We start from the raw sequence: 15,540 nt of genomic DNA on the forward strand, positions 1-15,540 counted from the left end.
TTGGTGGAGCTACGCGGGATCGAACCGCGGACCTCTTGCATGCCATGCAAGCGCTCTCCCAGCTGAGCTATAACCCCGATTTTTGTGAATGACCGGTAGTCATTCTGAATTTGGTGGAGCTACGCGGGATCGAACCGCGGACCTCTTGCATGCCATGCAAGCGCTCTCCCAGCTGAGCTATAACCCCAACTCACCTCGGCGCCACCGAAGTTATCTCCGGCAACGGAGGCGCATGATAGGCATCACCCGCTTTGCTGTCAACCCTAAAATAACCGCGACTGATTCGTTTAGTCAAAATTGCAGCAGTTCGCTGTTTTTACCAGCAAGGCGCGTGCTATCTCTCTGTTTTATGTCACAAATCAGCTCAAGCACCTATAAAGGAGAGGCCGTGCAGCAAGCCCCTTTCCCCGTGCAACGCCCCCCGCTCTCAGACCTCTCTATGCTGGCTGGTAATCAGCTTCTCCCCCGTCACCTCGGGAAAGCCTTTCCATAAAGGGCATTGCATTTGAAAACCCTTTCCATGATTTTTGTAAATTTACAACACAGAAAGTTGATCTGGCTCACAAATGACCATAGGATCAAACCGTGCCCCAGGTCACACACCATAACCATAAATGACAGAGCGATGAGGTAAACCATGTTTGAGAATCTGGCAGTCCTGTTCCACCTGCGCGGTGCAACTACCAAGAACGGCGTTGTAGAGAAAGATGCCTATGCCCCCTCCACCCGTGAATACTACTTCCGCTACGGCAAGTAATTGCTGAAAGCCTTTCACGGAAAATGTAATAAAAAAACAACACACATCATCACACAGCCCTTTCGAGGCGCTGTCCTGTCCGGGCCAGATGTTCCACGGCCAAACCTGAACTCCACCAAACAAGAATGGGGCCCGCAGGCCCCATCTTTTATTGCATCGGCTCATTGCAGGATCTCGGCCTGATCCAGGTATGACACCATGAAATACCCTTGCCGGGAGCGCTGGCTTGGATAACAACAGCATCCGGGAAGCTGGCTATGATGCTTGCCATCCTTGTTCAACAGCCAAATGCCGTCGATTAAGTACTGCATGAAGGGACAGCATGACGACGGACAGAGATTTAAAAAGAGCGAGCAATCGAAGTTGAGCAAGCCCTCATCCTGGCGATACCGACCCGCTGGCCTGTCTCGCCAACAGCGGGATGCTCGCCTCTTGGGCAACCTGAAAATATTCGGCCGCAGACTTTCCAGCAGTGTAATTACAACGGCGGAAAGGTTGCCACGAATCAGGTTCACACCTTATCAGAGAGCAGTGCAGCCATCACTTGGGGAGAGCCTTCATGCCGGCATAACAAGTCGGCCTGACCGGATACAAGACAGAGCAGAAAAAGAGGGATTGGCAGAGCAGCCAATGTTCAGCGCCGCGGGTTGCAAAAGCGGGGCATGACCAGCATGCCCCGCCACAACTCAAACCTTATTTACAGCTGGCGGCCCCCACATCCTGCCAGACGTCGTGTTTGCCGGGCTCATTGCCCTTGGTCCAGTACTGCGCTTTCCATTGATGGCCATTATGGGTGGTGAGCTCGCCACCGTTGTAGGCCACATTGGCATCCCAACCCAGTTGCACCTTGCTCACCAACAGCCACTGATCCGCGGTGCGGCTCGGCTCGTTGCCCTGGGTCCAGTACTTGGCCTGCCACACCAGCTGGTTGTGGCTCACCTTGTCGCCGCTGTTATAGGTGCTGGCCGCTTTCCAGACTGGCCAGTTGGCCGCATCCGGATCGGTTGCCGTGCAACCGCCACCGCTGCTGGCCGGTTTGACCGTCAGACGGGTTGCCGCACTGGCATCCAACCCACCGTCGGAGACGGTGACGCTCAGGTCATAGCCGGTGTCGATGGTGACGTTCGGGCCAGTCACCACCAGGGTGGCGCTGTTCTGACCCGTTGCGGTGATGCCTGCCGGCACGCTCCACTGATAGGTCAACGGATCACCGTTCGGATCAGAGGCGGTCGCCTTGATGGTCACCTGCTTGCCCGCCTCCACAGAGGCCGTGGCAGGTACACTCACCACCGGCGCCAGATTGGCCTGCGGCGCCTTGTTGGTGACCACCACCTGATCCTTGGCACTCAACTGCTGGTCATCGGTCACTGTCAGCTCGAACACCAGATTGATGTTGGTGGACACGGCATCGAGTACAACGCGGGCATTGGCCTGAGTGGCATCAAACAGGGTGACCTGCGGGCCGGATACCTGCTTCCAGCTATAGGTGAGGGCGCCATTTTCCGGGTCGTGGGACGCGGAACCATTCAGCGTCACCTCGGTCGGGCCAGTGACACTCAGATCGCTGCCCGCGTTGGCCACCGGCGGCTTGTTGGCTGGCGGAGTGGTTCCCTCGCCGTGACCCAACCCCTCGTGCATGGCATTGAGGATGTCGCCGTTGTCAGCGTCGATCTCCCAGGAGAAGAGGCCGCCCAGCTTGTTGGCTAGCACATACTGCCCCTTGGCCTTGACCGAGCGGTCGTTGTCATAGGTGATGAGATCGCCGGTCGAAGCCTTGAACAGATAGGGAGCCTCGGCCACCTCGTCGTAGCTCTTCTCCCAGCCAGCTCCCATCCGGTTGTTGACGATGTCGCGGTAATCGACCACGCCATCTTCCCAGGTGCCTTTCACCTTGCCGGTCGCCTTGCCGGTGAAGGGGTTGTTGCCCTGATAGCCGCTCACGCCAGTCCAGCCACGGCCATACATGGCGGCACCGACCACCAGCTTGCCGGGGTCAACCCCTTGCGCCAGCATCAGGTTGACTGCCTTGTCGGTGGTGTACTTGGTATCGGGATCCCAGCTCGCCGCGTAGAGGTTAGTCTGGTGACCCAACTCGGTGTTGCTCCAGGCGCCGTTGTAGTCGTAGGTCATCATGAAGATGTGGTCCATGTAGGGTTGGGCCGCCCTGTAGTCCACATCCTGGATCTTGTCCCCCCCGGCCCCGATAGCCGACGTCAGCTCATACTGGCGACCAGTCTGCGACTCCAGCTCGTCGAGCATGGCGCGCAGCTCCTTCATCAGGGCCACGTAGGTGGCACCATCACTCGGGCTACCCAGCTTCGGGTTGGCACCCTGTCCGCCCGGATACTCCCAGTCAATGTCCACGCCATCGAAGAATTTCCAGGTCTGCAGGAACTCTTTGACCGAGGCGACGAAGGTATCGCGCTTGGTTTTGTCACCGAGGAAGTAGAAGGGGTCGGAAAGGGTCCAGCCGCCGACGGAGGGGAGGATCTTGAGGTCAGGGTAAGCCTGTTTGAGCGCCATCAGGGCACCGAAGTTACCCTTGTAAGGCTCGTCATAGGCAGTCAGGCCACTTTGCGGCATCTGAACGGCGGCCCAAGGATCGTGGATCGCAACCTTGAAGTCGGCACGACCGGCACACGCACGTTGCAACGCCTGGAAGCTCCCTTCGATCTCCTTGAGGCTATCGTTGAGGCCATCCCCGCCACAGATGGGGGTGAAACCATAGAGGATATGGGTCAGGTTCTGGGCCGGGATCTTGTCCACTGTGAACTTGCGGCCATAGACCCCCCACTCCACGTAGTAGGTACCGACCACCTTGCCGGACTTGTTGGCGTAGGGCTTGTTGTTCTCCTGCAACGCGGCCTTTAGCGGCGCTAGGTGGCTGCCATCGGTATCGGCGACCACGATCTCCTTGGCATCAGAGAGAGTACAGCCATCGGCATTGCAGAGGGCCACCTGCATCTGGTAGCGCCCACCTTTGTTCACCTTGAATTTGGCCGTGCCTGCAGCAGCAGAGGGGCCAGACCACACCTCCTTGCCATCAAGCAGTACCTTGGCACTCTGGCCGACGTCACCGCTCCAGAGGTTCCAGCTCACCTCCACATCGGCGGCATCCTTGACCTTGACCAGATTGTTGTAGGAGGTTGCCGCCTGATCCACTTCAACAATGGCGAACTTGATGGGACCCCAGCCGATGGTGGGCTTGCCCGGCGCAGCCGCATAAACGGCAGATGAGGCAAGCAGGGAGCCGACCATCATGGCCAGCAATGCGGGTTTTGGACTTAGCATATTGTTTTCCTTTACGTTATGGACAAACGAAAGGGCAACACAACACGACAGGCAACACAAACACGACTACCCCTTGGCAAAGGCAGCCAGCATAACACTGTGGTGGCCCCGCTATCCCAGCTCAACAACGCCTTTAGACCGGAGGCTTTGCGTCCCGACTTTTCAATCGGTTTGCCCTTGTCACAACTTTATTTTCGGCGATAACTAATCGCGAATTAACTCTATGGCAATTTATATAACTAAGCAAACAAGACCATTCCAAACCCGCTACTGGCCGTACCTGACGCTGAGCCATAGCTTCATGATTCATCTTTAAAATACAAGGGAGCATTGGCCATGATTAATAGCTACCAAACTGATTAAGCTAAATATTTCACTAAAACAAAATAAAACGACAAAAGCTCAATACCTGTGGCACAACACAACAAGAGGTAGCCATACCTCACGGCAACAAGTGAATTAAAAGTCAATTTATTGCATACCAGTATCTTCCTCCCCCCACCCCTTCTTATTCAGACACCACAAACTTGTTTATCTGACCCCCAGAGCACAAACGTACAATCCGGCCAGAATGTAAGCAACTGGATAAACAGACATACGCAGTTGTTTATTTTTATTGGCATTTTTATATAATGCCCGCACGTCCCAGTGGCACAGCTGGATAGCGCGCGCCCCTCCTAAGGGCGAGGTCGCAGGTTCGAATCCTGCCTGGGACGCCACCCATCATCCCCTTTTCGCATTCACTCATCTCTTTGGCGATTAGTTCGACGTCCAGCAGCACTCAGCTTGCACCATCAAAATCCTCACCAAGTCACAAGCAATTGTATTCACGCAGCATTCGGCATCTATCCTCTCTCTGATAGACTGCTTCTTTTTGGCTGAGCCCTGCGGCAAAGCCAGCAGCTTCATCTTGCAAAGGAGTGTTGGATGTCCGGATGTTCCTGGTGGGATAGATCCACCGGTTTTGCCTTGCTGACCATTGTGCTGTGGGCCTCGCTGGCGGCGCTGACGTCACGGGTTACCAGCGTGTCACCGCTGGTACTGGTCGGGCTGGTGCTGTTTTTCTGCGGGGTCGGGGCCTTGCCGTTCTGGCGCCAGTGGCATGCTCGTCCGATTACCTGGCTGGTGACGGTTGCGGCATTGCTGCTCTACCATCTGCTGCTCTTTATGAGCTTTCGCCATGCCCCGGTGCTGGAAGCAAACCTCATCAACTACCTCTGGCCGCTCTGCATCATTCTGTTCACCCCACTGTTGTTGCCCGGCCATCCACTCCATGCCCGTCACCTGCTGGCTGGCGCCTTTGGTCTGGCGGGTTCCATGCTGGTGATGGTCAACGGCGAGCTGCAACTGCAGCAGGCCTATCTGCCGGGATACCTGCTGGCACTGGGCGCGGCAGTCGTCTGGGGAGCCTACTCGGTATTATCACGCCGTCTGCCGCCAGCCCCCGCCGTGGTCACTGCGGCAGCCTGTCTGCCCGCAGGTTTGTTGGCGCTGCTGCTTGCCCGTCTGCTCGAAGGGCCTCTGCCGCTCGCGCAGCTCCCCACCAGTGACTGGTGGCTGATCATCGGGCTGGCGCTGGGCCCGATGGGGGCGGCCTTCGTTACCTGGTATCTGGCACTGCGAGACGGCGATCCACGCCGGATCGGAGCCCTTGCCTACCTGACCCCTCTGCTGAGTACTTTGCTGTTAGTAACATTGAACGGAGAGGAGCTAACCTCGCGCCATCTGCTGGCCGGTGCACTTATCATGGGCGGCGCCCTGCTCGGTATGCTGGGCCAACGCAACAGAGCACTGGCATCCCCAGCCAGTTAAGTCGGTAAAATAGGGCCACCTGACCATGCTGTCATAAAAACGCCATCATCCCTGTTTAGGCTCGGGCCACGCTCCCCCATGGTCTGTGCTGACAGGAATTACCCCGTGAAAATCGCCCATTACGCCACCCTCTCCTCCCTTGTTTTGTTACTGGTCGCGGGAGGACAGGCGCTGGCCCTCTACCACGGCTGGCAGCAGCTTGCCCGTACCAATCAGGCCCAGCATCAGCACGAGACGCTGCAACAACTGGTGACCGTGACCCTGCAAAACAGCCTGCGTGACTACCTCAACAGCGGCGATCCGCAACAACTGACAGCCGCGGAGAAGGTCCGCCAGCAAGCGCTCTCCTCGCTGGCCGCTCAGGATGATGCCGTGGCAGCCCCGCTCAGACAGCAACTCGAACAGATGGCGCAGCGCATCGCGCACGACTATCAGGCCGCAGGCAAGCTCTCGGGCAACAGCCAGCTGCTGCTGCAAAATGCCGAGAGTGAACTGGGCAGCCAGGCCATGGAGCTGATCCGCTATGGGGAGCAAGGTGCCAGCACGGAACAATCTGCCGCGGCACAGCAATATCGCCGCGGTGCGGCCGAGATCCTGGCGGGCCTGCCGCGCCTCGCCCATTTGCGCCAAAGCTATATGGAGCAGGGCAATGAAAAGCTGCTCGAAGGGATCCGCTTCGAGCTGGAGGCACTGCAAAAACAGGCCCAAGCGCTGCAAGCCTTGCCGCTGCTCGGCATGTATGAAGAGGCGCCCGCCGATGAGTTCACGCTGGGGGAGCCGGTACGCAAGGAGCTGGGAGATCAACCGCGCAGCGAATTACGCTCGCTGCTGAGCCGCTATCCGCAGGAGCTGGCCAACAGCCGTGCGGCGCTGCAACAGCAACAGGCTGGCCGCCAGACCGTGCAGCAAGACATCATGGCGATGTTGCAAGCGACCAGACAGATGGGGGAACAACTTGCCCGCGAACGGCAAGCCGTCAATCAGGAGCTGGCCACCATCCTCGGCACGCTGGCGCTCTGTCTGGTGATAGTCGCCCTGCTGTTTGCGCTGGTGCAACGACGTTGGCTGCTCGCCCCCTTGTTGCGACTGCGTGGAGCTTTTATGCAACTCGATCAGACGGGGCAGGCCGAGCCGTTGCCTACCGGGCGCGATCGCAACGAGCTGGCCGATATTGTTGCCAGCTACAATCGGCTGATCGGTCGTCTGCAACTGGACCAACAACAAAAAGAGGGGCAGCTGTCAGCGGTATCCCTCAGTCTGCAAGGGATGGTCAGTCAGGTTGACGAGATCCACCACAGCACCCGCACCACCGAACAGGTGGTCGACGAGAGCGGCCAGATGATGGATGAGCTGAACCAGCTGGCCGGAGAGGTCCATCAGGTTGCCGCCGACATCGCCCAGCATGCCCACCATAACGAACAGGCGATGAGCCAGAGCGAAGATCTGGTGGGGAGCATGCTGCACGCCACTCATCAGACCGGACTGGCGATTGACGAGAGCGATGAGGCGCTGCAAGCCCTCACCCGCTCGGTTGCCGATGTGACGGCCATTGTCGATGTGATCGGTCATATCGCTCAGCAGACCAACTTGCTGGCCCTCAACGCCGCCATCGAAGCGGCCCGCGCAGGGGAACAGGGACGCGGTTTTGCCGTGGTTGCCGATGAAGTGCGCCACCTCTCAGCTAACACCCAGCAATCCCTCAACCAGATCACCGATATTCTGGGGCGTCTGACCCAATCCGGCGAACAACTTGGCACTGTACTGAACCGAATCACCAGCGAATCAAGCCGCCAGCGGGCGCAGGCGGAACAACTGCGCCAGACCACCCAAGCAGTGCGGGAGATCGCCCGCAACACCGCAGTGATCGCCCTGCAGGGCGCCGACAACGCCAAAAGTCAGGAACACAAGCTGGCCAGTTTTGCCGACCTGATCGCCCGTATCCATCAGCATGCCCGTCAGGTGAGTCAGCTCTCGGTGCAGGTCTCGTCCCATATCCACCATCAGGCGCAGCAGATCCCCCGCATCCTCGGCCAGCAAGGCTGAACCCTATTCGCCCCGCATCCTCACCAGATCACTTTCCCTCAACCAGAGGGAAAGTTTTTTTGTAGCACAAAATTATCTGTTATCGGCAGGTTAACTGACACCTCTTCCCCCGTACCGGATGAAAACCCTCACTGGCGCTGGCCGCAGCCTCAAGAAAACGCTCTCATCACCGTGATACCTGCCATGAGGCTGTTTACGACCTTGCCCATGATTATTTGCACTCGGTCATACTTTTGAAACGTTGAGGGAACTTTTCATTGATATTTCGCACCGCGAACGTACTCTTGGGGTTGTCCGATAGCCAAGAATCGGAACATAAAAAAACAACATGTGATGATCAGGACTGCCAACTACAGATGTGCCAAGACATCCGGGTTTGCAGGTAGCCAAGACAAGATTTTTTGCCCTTCGGGGTTTTGATTGCAATGCCAATACCGAGCGGTAGGCCCGATGCCAACTGCCGGAAAAAAGCTAAGTCCATAAAATCAGGAGCAATAAAAATGGAAAAAGTGATCTTCAAGCGCGCCGCTTTGAGTGCCGCTGTGGTAGCCGCTCTGGTCGCCCCCGGTATGGCGTTGGCAGCTCAGGATATGATGAGCCCGGAATACGGCCAGTCCTATGAAACCTTCGTTAAAGACTCCAAACTGACCGGCGGTCTGTTCTACTTCCAGCGTGATCGTCAGCGCATCGATGGTGACCCGACTGCAGCCAAGAAAGAAGGCAAATACCAGTCCAACCTGAGCCATTCCACCGTTCAAGCCGCTCTTAACTTCAACTCCGGTTATGCCTGGGACACCGTAGGTCTGGATCTGGGCGGCTTCGGTGCATATGACCTGGCCGTTACCGAAAATCACCCGGTCAACCAGGAAAACGAATTCTCCTTCGCTGGCCGTTCTTGGGGCAACAACGCCAAAGATGGCTCCCCTGAAGGTGGTTTCAGCCTCTCCAACGCAGCGATGAAGCTGAAATTCCTGGACGGCGGCATCACTGCCAAGGGTGGTTATACCCAGCTGTATGTCCCTGGCCAAATCGGTGTTAACTGGTCTTATCAGCCGGGTACCTATCGTGGTGGTCAAGTTGAAGGTAACTTCGGTGGCCTCTACCTGACCTACGCCATCGCTGACGAGTACAAGGCCCCCTGGTACAAAGAGACTCAGGTCTTCTCCCGTGCCAAAGCGTGGATGGATCCGTTCGCTGATGAAAACGTCATCGACTACATCCACGGTATTGCAGCCCGTTACACCTTCGAAAATGGCACTGCTGTGACCGGTTCTTTCGGTCAGTCCGAAGGCTACATGGACAGCTACCACTTCAAACTGGCTCACAAGTTTGACGTACTGGGCGGCCTCTCCACCAGCTACCAGTTCTACGGTTCCGAGACCGAGACCTACACCAAGGGCGCTTCCCAGATCGAGACTTATGACGGTCTGGCATGGCAACAAGCTCTGACAGCTGCCTGGGGCATGGGCCCGTACGGCTTCCGTCTGGAAGGTCTGTGGACCAAGGCTGAAGGTGCGGAAGGCAACTACCTGCCCCGTCTGACCCGTGGCTACGCCAACTCCCAGGGTGCCAACGAAATTTGGTGGGACTCCCGCTCTGACTGGAACGCCAACAACGAGAAAGCACTGTTCTTCGGCGTGACCCGTTCTCTGGATGACCTGGTTGGTGCGCCTGGCTGGTCCGTCGGTGTATCCGGTGCTTACGGTTGGGATATCGAAACCGGTCAAGGCAAGAAAGCAGCTAACGGTGAAGATACCGAATGGGCAGCCAACTTCGATGTCACCTATACCGTGCAGGATGGCAAGCTGAAAGGCACCCTGTTCAAACTGCACTACACCGACTACAACAACGACATCAGCCAGGGCGGCGGTTGGACCGATTACCCCAACATCTTCGCCTCCGAGCACGACGTCAAGTTCCACATCATCATGCCGCTTACCTTCATGTAATCAGGCAATACGATGTCAGCAAACCGGGCCACTTGGCCCGGTTTTCTTTTTGCCGGTTGGCAGGCTAACATGCGAACCGGATAAGGGTTTTATCCGCTCACCCGCCCGCACGCTTCAATCAGCAGTCACAAGGACGCCATCATGCCCCGTTTTGTTTTGATCACCGGTTGTTCCAGCGGTATTGGCCTCGCCGCCGCGCAGGCGCTGGGCCAGCACGGTTTTACCGTGATCGCCTCGGCACGCAAGGCGGAAGATGTGGCCCGTTTGCAGCAACAGGGATTGCTGGCAGTTCAGCTGGATCTGGCGGACCCCGCCTCCATCGAGCTGGGTGCCAGTGCGGCGCTCCATCTGGCAGGCGGGCGCCTCTATGGCCTGTTCAACAACGGCGCTTATGGCCAACCCGGGGCGCTGGAAGATCTGCCCACCGAGGCGCTCAAGGAACAATTCAATACCAACCTGTTTGGCTGGCACCATCTGATCCGTCAGGTGCTGCCGCCGATGCTGGAGGCCAAAGAGGGACGGATAGTGCAGAACAGCTCGGTGCTGGGACTGGTTGCCATGAAGTATCGCGGCGCCTACAACGCCAGCAAATTTGCGCTGGAAGGTTATAGCGACACCCTGCGCCTCGAACTGGCAGGCAGCGGGGTACATATCAGCCTGATTGAACCGGGCCCCATCGATACCCGTTTTCGTGCCAATGCCCGCAGCGCCTTCTTGCGGCACATCGATCCGGCCCAGAGCCGTCATCAGTCGGCCTACCGCCAAACCCTGACGCGGCTGGAAAAAGAGGGAGCCACCAGCGGCTTTACCCTCTCCAGCGAAGCCTGCATCCCGCCGCTGCTCCATGCACTGACCCACGCCCATCCCAAGGCGCGCTATCCGGTGACCACTCCAACCCGGCTGTTTGCCTTCTTGCGACGGGTATTGCCAACTCGCTGGCTCGATAAACTGCTGGCAAAATCGGCCTGATCCCGTAATTGACAATAAGCATCCTGCCGCCCAAGTGGCGTTAGCCGGGTAGCAGCGTCACCCGTCCCGCCAACCTGGTTTGTCCCTCTCTTCAATAGTGCTCGCCATTGCTGTAGTAGGCGCTCTTGACCAGAGGGATCACCTGCACCACCACATAGGTCTGCTCCCCCAGCACCCGTTTCAAATGGCGCGTGATAAGGCGCGCGGCGGCGTCCTGCATCTCTTGTGGCCGCTCGAACCAGTGCAACTCGACAAACGGAAATCCCGCCTCTGGCTCGCCGTTGCGGATCCAGCAGCTCTCCACCCGCTCCATGGTGACAAACTCCGGCTTGCCGCCTGTCAGCTCGCAAAGCTCGGCCAGCAGCGGGCCGCTCACCTGTTGCAGGGTATCGAGCGTCACGGCGCGAAAACGAAGATGGGGCATGGCAAACCTCTTGGTTATCTGAAATGAGGACTTATCATAGGAGTTATTGTCAGCAAGAGAAGTCACCCGGCGCATATTAAGGATCACCATGAGATTTCATCGCACCCTCTTTGCCTTCCTGCTCTGCCTGCTGCTACCGCTGCACGCCTTTGCCGATCCCGCCTTCTATCGGGTGAGCAAGGGCAACCAGCAACACTGGCTGCTGGGCTCCATCCATGCGGGCAAGCCTTCACTCTATCCTCTGCCCGAGCCGGTGGAGCGTGCCTGGCTGCAGAGTCGCGCTCTGGTGATGGAGGTGGACATGAACAGCATCACGCCGGATCAGTGGCAACAGACCGGCTCCCTCACCCGACTGGTGGATGGCAAGCCGCTCAAGGATCATCTGCCTGCCGAACTCTATCAACGCACCCTGATGGCGGGCGCCCGCTATGGCATCGACGAGGCTACCCTCGCCACCCTGCGCCCCTGGTTTGCCGCCATTACCCTGACCCAGGCCGCCATGGCCCGCTCCGACTTCAAGAGTGAGCTCGGGATAGACCAGCACTTTGCCACCCGGGCTGCCAAAGAGGGCAAACCGGTAGTGGGTTTTGAAACCCTGCTGGAGCAGCTCGGTTATCTGGCCAGCGTGGGTGACAACCAGACCCTGATGCTTGCCAGTACCCTGGATGAGCTGCCAATGCTGGAGACAGGTTTCGCCGCCGTGATGAAGGCGTGGCAGCAAGGGGATGAGGCGACGCTGATCAATCTGCTCAAGGAGGAGATGGCTCCCCCCGCGCTACAGAGCTGGATGGAGCAGACCCTGCTGGCCGAGCGCAACCACAACTGGCTGAAGAAATGGTCCACCCTGCCCAACGAGAGCTTTATCGTGGTAGGCGCCCTGCACCTTTACGGCGAACAGGGTTTGCTGGCGCTGCTGGAGCAGCAGGGGTGGCACATTACTCCACTCACCACCCCTAGCCCGGCACAAGCTCAAGAACAAAGAGTCCAGTGAGAACGATCACAGAACGAACTGGTTATTAAACAACCTGAAAGGGAGTTGATCGGGATCATCCCGGACGGGGCAAAGAGGTATTTATCATGCCTGTCATCAACCGGGTGACAGGAGCAATAAAATGGACTTTTGGCTGGACCTGATGTTTGGCAACAGCGTGGGATTGATGTCGATGCTGGTGATAATCGGCACCTTCTTGCTCATCAGCTCTTACGCGGCCTACTTCATCTACAAGGTGATGCACTCGCAACCGCCTCATTCACAGCAACCCCATTCTCAACAGCCCAAAGAGGGAAAATAATCCTCTGACCACAGGCGGCAGTTCACACTGACCGCCTGTGCTGTTTTATGGTTCGCGACTGTGATTCCCGGGACAGGATGCACCAGTGTCCATGCCGGCCCTCCCTTATCTCCCCTGCCCCTTTCCCCGTTTTCTGTGCCGGTTGCGGCCGTTATAATGGCCCCCACTTTTTCTTATGGGGAGCCTGCCGTGTCTCATAACGACGAACTCTCGCTATTTATGAATGAAGTGGCCGACGTGCGGCCCATTCGCAGCGACAACATCCATCCCCATGCGGCCAAATCCGCCCCGACCGAGGCGCAGCTCGCTCGCCGTCAGGCTGCCACCGCCGAACAGCTCGCCTTCGACCACCTCACCATGGAGGCCATCGAGATGCGCGATCCGCACGAAATCGTCGGCTTCAAGCGTGATGGGGTGCAGGAGGGGGTCTACAAGAAGCTGCGGCTCGGCAAATACGAGCTGCAGGCGAGCCTGGACTTGCACCAGAAAACCCTCAACGAAGCGCGCCAGACGCTGGTGCAGTTCATTGCGGATTGTGAAGTCCGGGATATCCGCTGCCTGCTTATCCTGCATGGCAAGGGGGAGCGCAGCACCCCGCGCGCCCTGCTGAAAAGCTATGTCAGCGCCTGGTTGCCGCAACTGCCCGCCGTCATGGCGATCCACAGCGCCGAGCGTCGCCACGGCGGCAGCGGTGCTCTATACGTGCTGCTGCGTAAAAGCGAACGCAAAAAAGCAGAAAACCGCGAACGGCACCAGAAGCGGCTCGGCTAATCCGCCGCTCGCCACCACGACTTTGGCCCACCTGCGCTAAGGTGGTCAACGATGCAGCGGCGGTGTTAGCATCGAACGGCCCCGATCATGCCAGGTACGGGGCGGCATACCATCAGGGACGATAACAAGGACAATCCCATGTCATATCAAAAGCTTGAACAACATCAGCAGCAGATCCACCGCTTTAGCCACCTCGCCGCCATCTGCGGCTGGGATCAGGCGGCCATGATGCCGGAAGGGGGCAACGATGCCCGCGCCGAAGCGATGGCCGAACTCGGTCTGCTGATCCACCAGAAGCGCACCGCTCCCGAGCTGGGCGACTGGATTGCCAAGGCCGAGAGTGAGCCGCTCGATGAAGTGCAACGTGCCAACCTCGGCGAGATCAAGCGCCAGTGGCAAGATGCCAGCCTGCTGCCCGGTGAGCTGGTCGAAGCGCTGTCGCTCGCCGGCAGCAAGTGCGAGCACGCCTGGCGCAGCCAGCGCAAGAACAACGACTGGGCCGGTTTTGCTCCCAATCTCGAGGAGGTGGTGAAACTCTCCCGTGAAGTAGCGCAGCTGCGGGCCGATGCGCTTGGCGTGCGCCCCTACGACGCCATGCTGGCCCTCTATGAGCCGGGCATGACCAGCACACGACTTGATCAAATCTTCGGCGATCTCGCCAGCTGGTTGCCGGATCTTATCCTGACCGTGAGTGAACAACAAAAGGGCGATGCCTTGTTGCTGCCGCAAGGCCCCTTCCCCATCCCGACCCAGCAAGCGCTCGGTCAGGAGGTGATGGGACTGCTCGGCTTTGATTTCGCCCACGGCCGGCTCGATGTGAGCAGTCACCCCTTCTGTGGCGGCGTGCCGACCGACGTGCGGATCACCACCCGCTATAACGAGCAGGAGTTTGTCTCCAGCCTGATGGGCATAGTGCACGAGACCGGTCACGCCCGTTACGAGCAGGGGCTGCCGCGCCATCTGCTGGGTCAGCCGGTGGCCGAAGCGCGCTCCATGGCGATCCACGAGAGCCAGAGCCTGTTTTGCGAGATGCAGCTGGGGCATCATCCGGCCTTCCTCGCGCTGCTGGCACCACGCATTCGTCACCACTTCGGCGAGCAGGCGGCGTTTGCGCCGGACAATCTGGCAAAGCTCTACAGCCGGGTCGAGCCGGGCTTTATCCGGGTCGATGCGGACGAGGTGACCTATCCGGCCCACGTTATCCTGCGCTACGAGCTGGAGCGCGATCTGGTGGAAGGGAAGATCGAGGTGGCTGACATCCCCGAGCTGTGGGACGCCAAGATGCAGCAGTGGCTGGGGCTCTCCACCAAGGGCAACTACCGCAATGGCTGCATGCAGGATATTCACTGGACCGACGGCTCGTTCGGCTACTTCCCGAGCTACACCCTGGGCGCCATGTATGCCGCCCAGCTGCGTTTTGCCCTCGAAAAAGAGCTGGGCAGCATGGGGGAAGTGATCGCAGCGGGCCGCTTGCCGGAGATCTTCGGCTGGCTCGGGCGCAACATCTGGTCACAGGGGAGCCTGCACAGCACCGACGAGCTGGTGCGCCGCGCCACCGGTGAAGCGCTCAACCCGCACTGGCTGCGCCAGCATCTGGAACAGCGTTATCTGAAGTAATGAGCGCAGTAAGCTAACAGCAGAGCGGGGCCCTTTTTAGTTGACCACTACAGGGCCCCGTTTTTATGGCGGTTCATTTTTATGGCGGTGCATGGCACAGCACGCCGTCACGGCAATGCTGTAAAAAGAGAGGGTTCAGAGGGGGTCCGGTGAACCCAGCAACTCGCGCAGTTGCAGGATATTGCCCTCCGGGTCGAAGGCGTTGCGCACCACAAAGCCGGGCCCTGTCCACTGCTGTGGCAGCAAACCGCCACCGAGATCCGCCGCCTTCGCTTCTGCCCAGGCGAGGCTGGAGACGGTGAAGAACAGCTTGATGGCCCCCTCTTCCCGCAATTCCGGCGGCCGCTTGATAACAACTTGCCCGGTATAAGGCTCGGGAATGGCGTGGATCAGCAGCTGGATATCGCTGTTTTCCAGCACCACCAACTGCTCATCCTGACTGCAGACCACCATCTGCAGCAATGTACGGTAAAAGTGGGTCAGCAGGCCCGGATCCTTGGCATAGATCAGGGCACCGGCACGAGCTGGGCCTGGCATGGAGCACTCCTCAACAGTGAACGACTGGGTGGACAGATCTCCACCTTCTCACAGTTGCGCGCCCCATTCGATCCTTTT

Annotated in this window: 11 protein-coding genes, 3 tRNA genes and 1 riboswitch; of the genes, 9 read left to right on the forward strand and 5 right to left on the reverse strand. The window is 58.5% G+C overall.

The genetic code is table 11. The features are described 5' to 3' along the window. Position 1: 1 nt before the first annotated feature. From G5195_RS15215 to G5195_RS15225, 3 genes are all read right to left on the reverse strand, one after another. A tRNA-Ala gene (locus tag G5195_RS15215) sits at positions 2-77 on the reverse strand. A gap of 34 nt (positions 78-111) precedes the next feature. Further along, positions 112-187: transfer RNA gene (locus G5195_RS15220), tRNA-Ala, on the reverse strand. Between the two features lie 1,263 nt (positions 188-1,450). After that, a complete protein-coding gene (locus G5195_RS15225) occupies positions 1,451-4,048 on the reverse strand; it encodes a glycosyl hydrolase family 18 protein (RefSeq protein WP_421236278.1) in 2,598 nt (865 codons plus the stop codon). A 98-nt stretch (positions 4,049-4,146) separates the two neighbouring features. Then, a riboswitch (cyclic di-GMP riboswitch) is annotated at positions 4,147-4,234 on the reverse strand. A gap of 456 nt (positions 4,235-4,690) precedes the next feature. Between G5195_RS15225 and G5195_RS15230 the strand changes: the two genes are divergently transcribed. From G5195_RS15230 to G5195_RS15250, 5 genes are all read left to right on the forward strand, one after another. Further along, positions 4,691-4,767: transfer RNA gene (locus G5195_RS15230), tRNA-Arg, on the forward strand. Between the two features lie 208 nt (positions 4,768-4,975). Next, positions 4,976-5,860 (forward strand): DMT family transporter, encoded by an 885-nt coding sequence (locus G5195_RS15235; protein WP_421222354.1) that lies wholly within the window; start codon positions 4,976-4,978, stop codon positions 5,858-5,860. A gap of 105 nt (positions 5,861-5,965) precedes the next feature. Further along, the gene (locus G5195_RS15240) at positions 5,966-7,903 is read left to right on the forward strand and encodes a methyl-accepting chemotaxis protein (RefSeq protein WP_421222356.1); all 1,938 of its coding nucleotides are present in this window, start codon (positions 5,966-5,968) and stop codon (positions 7,901-7,903) included. A gap of 500 nt (positions 7,904-8,403) precedes the next feature. Next, positions 8,404-9,852 carry an OprD family outer membrane porin gene (locus G5195_RS15245; protein ID WP_005338723.1) on the forward strand — a complete coding sequence of 483 codons (1,449 nt, stop codon included), beginning with the start codon at positions 8,404-8,406 and terminating at the stop codon, positions 9,850-9,852. A 141-nt stretch (positions 9,853-9,993) separates the two neighbouring features. Next, positions 9,994-10,821, forward strand: coding sequence for an SDR family oxidoreductase (locus G5195_RS15250; protein ID WP_139461899.1), 828 nt, complete (start codon positions 9,994-9,996; stop codon positions 10,819-10,821). A gap of 91 nt (positions 10,822-10,912) precedes the next feature. Here the strand turns inward: G5195_RS15250 and G5195_RS15255 are convergent, their stop codons facing one another. Next, positions 10,913-11,245 (reverse strand): DUF1904 family protein, encoded by a 333-nt coding sequence (locus G5195_RS15255; RefSeq protein WP_005338731.1) that lies wholly within the window; start codon positions 11,243-11,245, stop codon positions 10,913-10,915. 88 nt (positions 11,246-11,333) lie between these two features. Between G5195_RS15255 and G5195_RS15260 the strand changes: the two genes are divergently transcribed. The 4 genes from G5195_RS15260 to G5195_RS15275 all read left to right on the forward strand — a co-directional run bounded on the left by G5195_RS15260 (position 11,334) and on the right by G5195_RS15275 (position 14,925). After that, a complete protein-coding gene (locus G5195_RS15260; RefSeq protein WP_040068559.1) occupies positions 11,334-12,236 on the forward strand; it encodes a TraB/GumN family protein in 903 nt (300 codons plus the stop codon). Between the two features lie 121 nt (positions 12,237-12,357). After that, positions 12,358-12,537 (forward strand): DUF3149 domain-containing protein, encoded by a 180-nt coding sequence (locus tag G5195_RS15265; protein ID WP_005338733.1) that lies wholly within the window; start codon positions 12,358-12,360, stop codon positions 12,535-12,537. A gap of 189 nt (positions 12,538-12,726) precedes the next feature. Then, on the forward strand, positions 12,727-13,308 hold the full coding sequence (gene smrA, locus G5195_RS15270) for a DNA endonuclease SmrA (protein ID WP_201944366.1): 582 nt from the start codon (positions 12,727-12,729) through the stop codon (positions 13,306-13,308). Positions 13,309-13,446: 138 nt separating this feature from the next. Further along, positions 13,447-14,925 (forward strand): carboxypeptidase M32, encoded by a 1,479-nt coding sequence (locus G5195_RS15275; RefSeq protein ID WP_421236279.1) that lies wholly within the window; start codon positions 13,447-13,449, stop codon positions 14,923-14,925. A 135-nt stretch (positions 14,926-15,060) separates the two neighbouring features. Here the strand turns inward: G5195_RS15275 and G5195_RS15280 are convergent, their stop codons facing one another. After that, positions 15,061-15,462, reverse strand: coding sequence for a VOC family protein (locus tag G5195_RS15280; RefSeq protein WP_159143128.1), 402 nt, complete (start codon positions 15,460-15,462; stop codon positions 15,061-15,063). Positions 15,463-15,540 lie beyond the last annotated feature (78 nt).

The sequence above is a fragment of the Aeromonas sp. 601039 genome (assembly GCF_049174415.1).
GTDB classification, from domain to species: Bacteria; Pseudomonadota; Gammaproteobacteria; order Enterobacterales; family Aeromonadaceae; genus Aeromonas; species Aeromonas veronii_A.

Bases quoted from the DNA above. Each gene is read 5' to 3' on its own strand.
- G5195_RS15225 (WP_421236278.1), bottom strand. From the start codon at position 4,048: ATGCTAAGTCCAAAACCCGCATTGCTGGCCATGATGGTCGGCTCCCTG.
- G5195_RS15235 (WP_421222354.1), top strand. From the start codon at position 4,976: ATGTCCGGATGTTCCTGGTGGGATAGATCCACCGGTTTTGCCTTGCTG.
- G5195_RS15245 (WP_005338723.1), top strand. From the start codon at position 8,404: ATGGAAAAAGTGATCTTCAAGCGCGCCGCTTTGAGTGCCGCTGTGGTA.
- G5195_RS15250 (WP_139461899.1), top strand. From the start codon at position 9,994: ATGCCCCGTTTTGTTTTGATCACCGGTTGTTCCAGCGGTATTGGCCTC.
- G5195_RS15255 (WP_005338731.1), bottom strand. From the start codon at position 11,245: ATGCCCCATCTTCGTTTTCGCGCCGTGACGCTCGATACCCTGCAACAG.
- G5195_RS15260 (WP_040068559.1), top strand. From the start codon at position 11,334: ATGAGATTTCATCGCACCCTCTTTGCCTTCCTGCTCTGCCTGCTGCTA.
- G5195_RS15265 (WP_005338733.1), top strand. From the start codon at position 12,358: ATGGACTTTTGGCTGGACCTGATGTTTGGCAACAGCGTGGGATTGATG.
- G5195_RS15275 (WP_421236279.1), top strand. From the start codon at position 13,447: ATGTCATATCAAAAGCTTGAACAACATCAGCAGCAGATCCACCGCTTT.
- G5195_RS15280 (WP_159143128.1), bottom strand. From the start codon at position 15,462: ATGCCAGGCCCAGCTCGTGCCGGTGCCCTGATCTATGCCAAGGATCCG.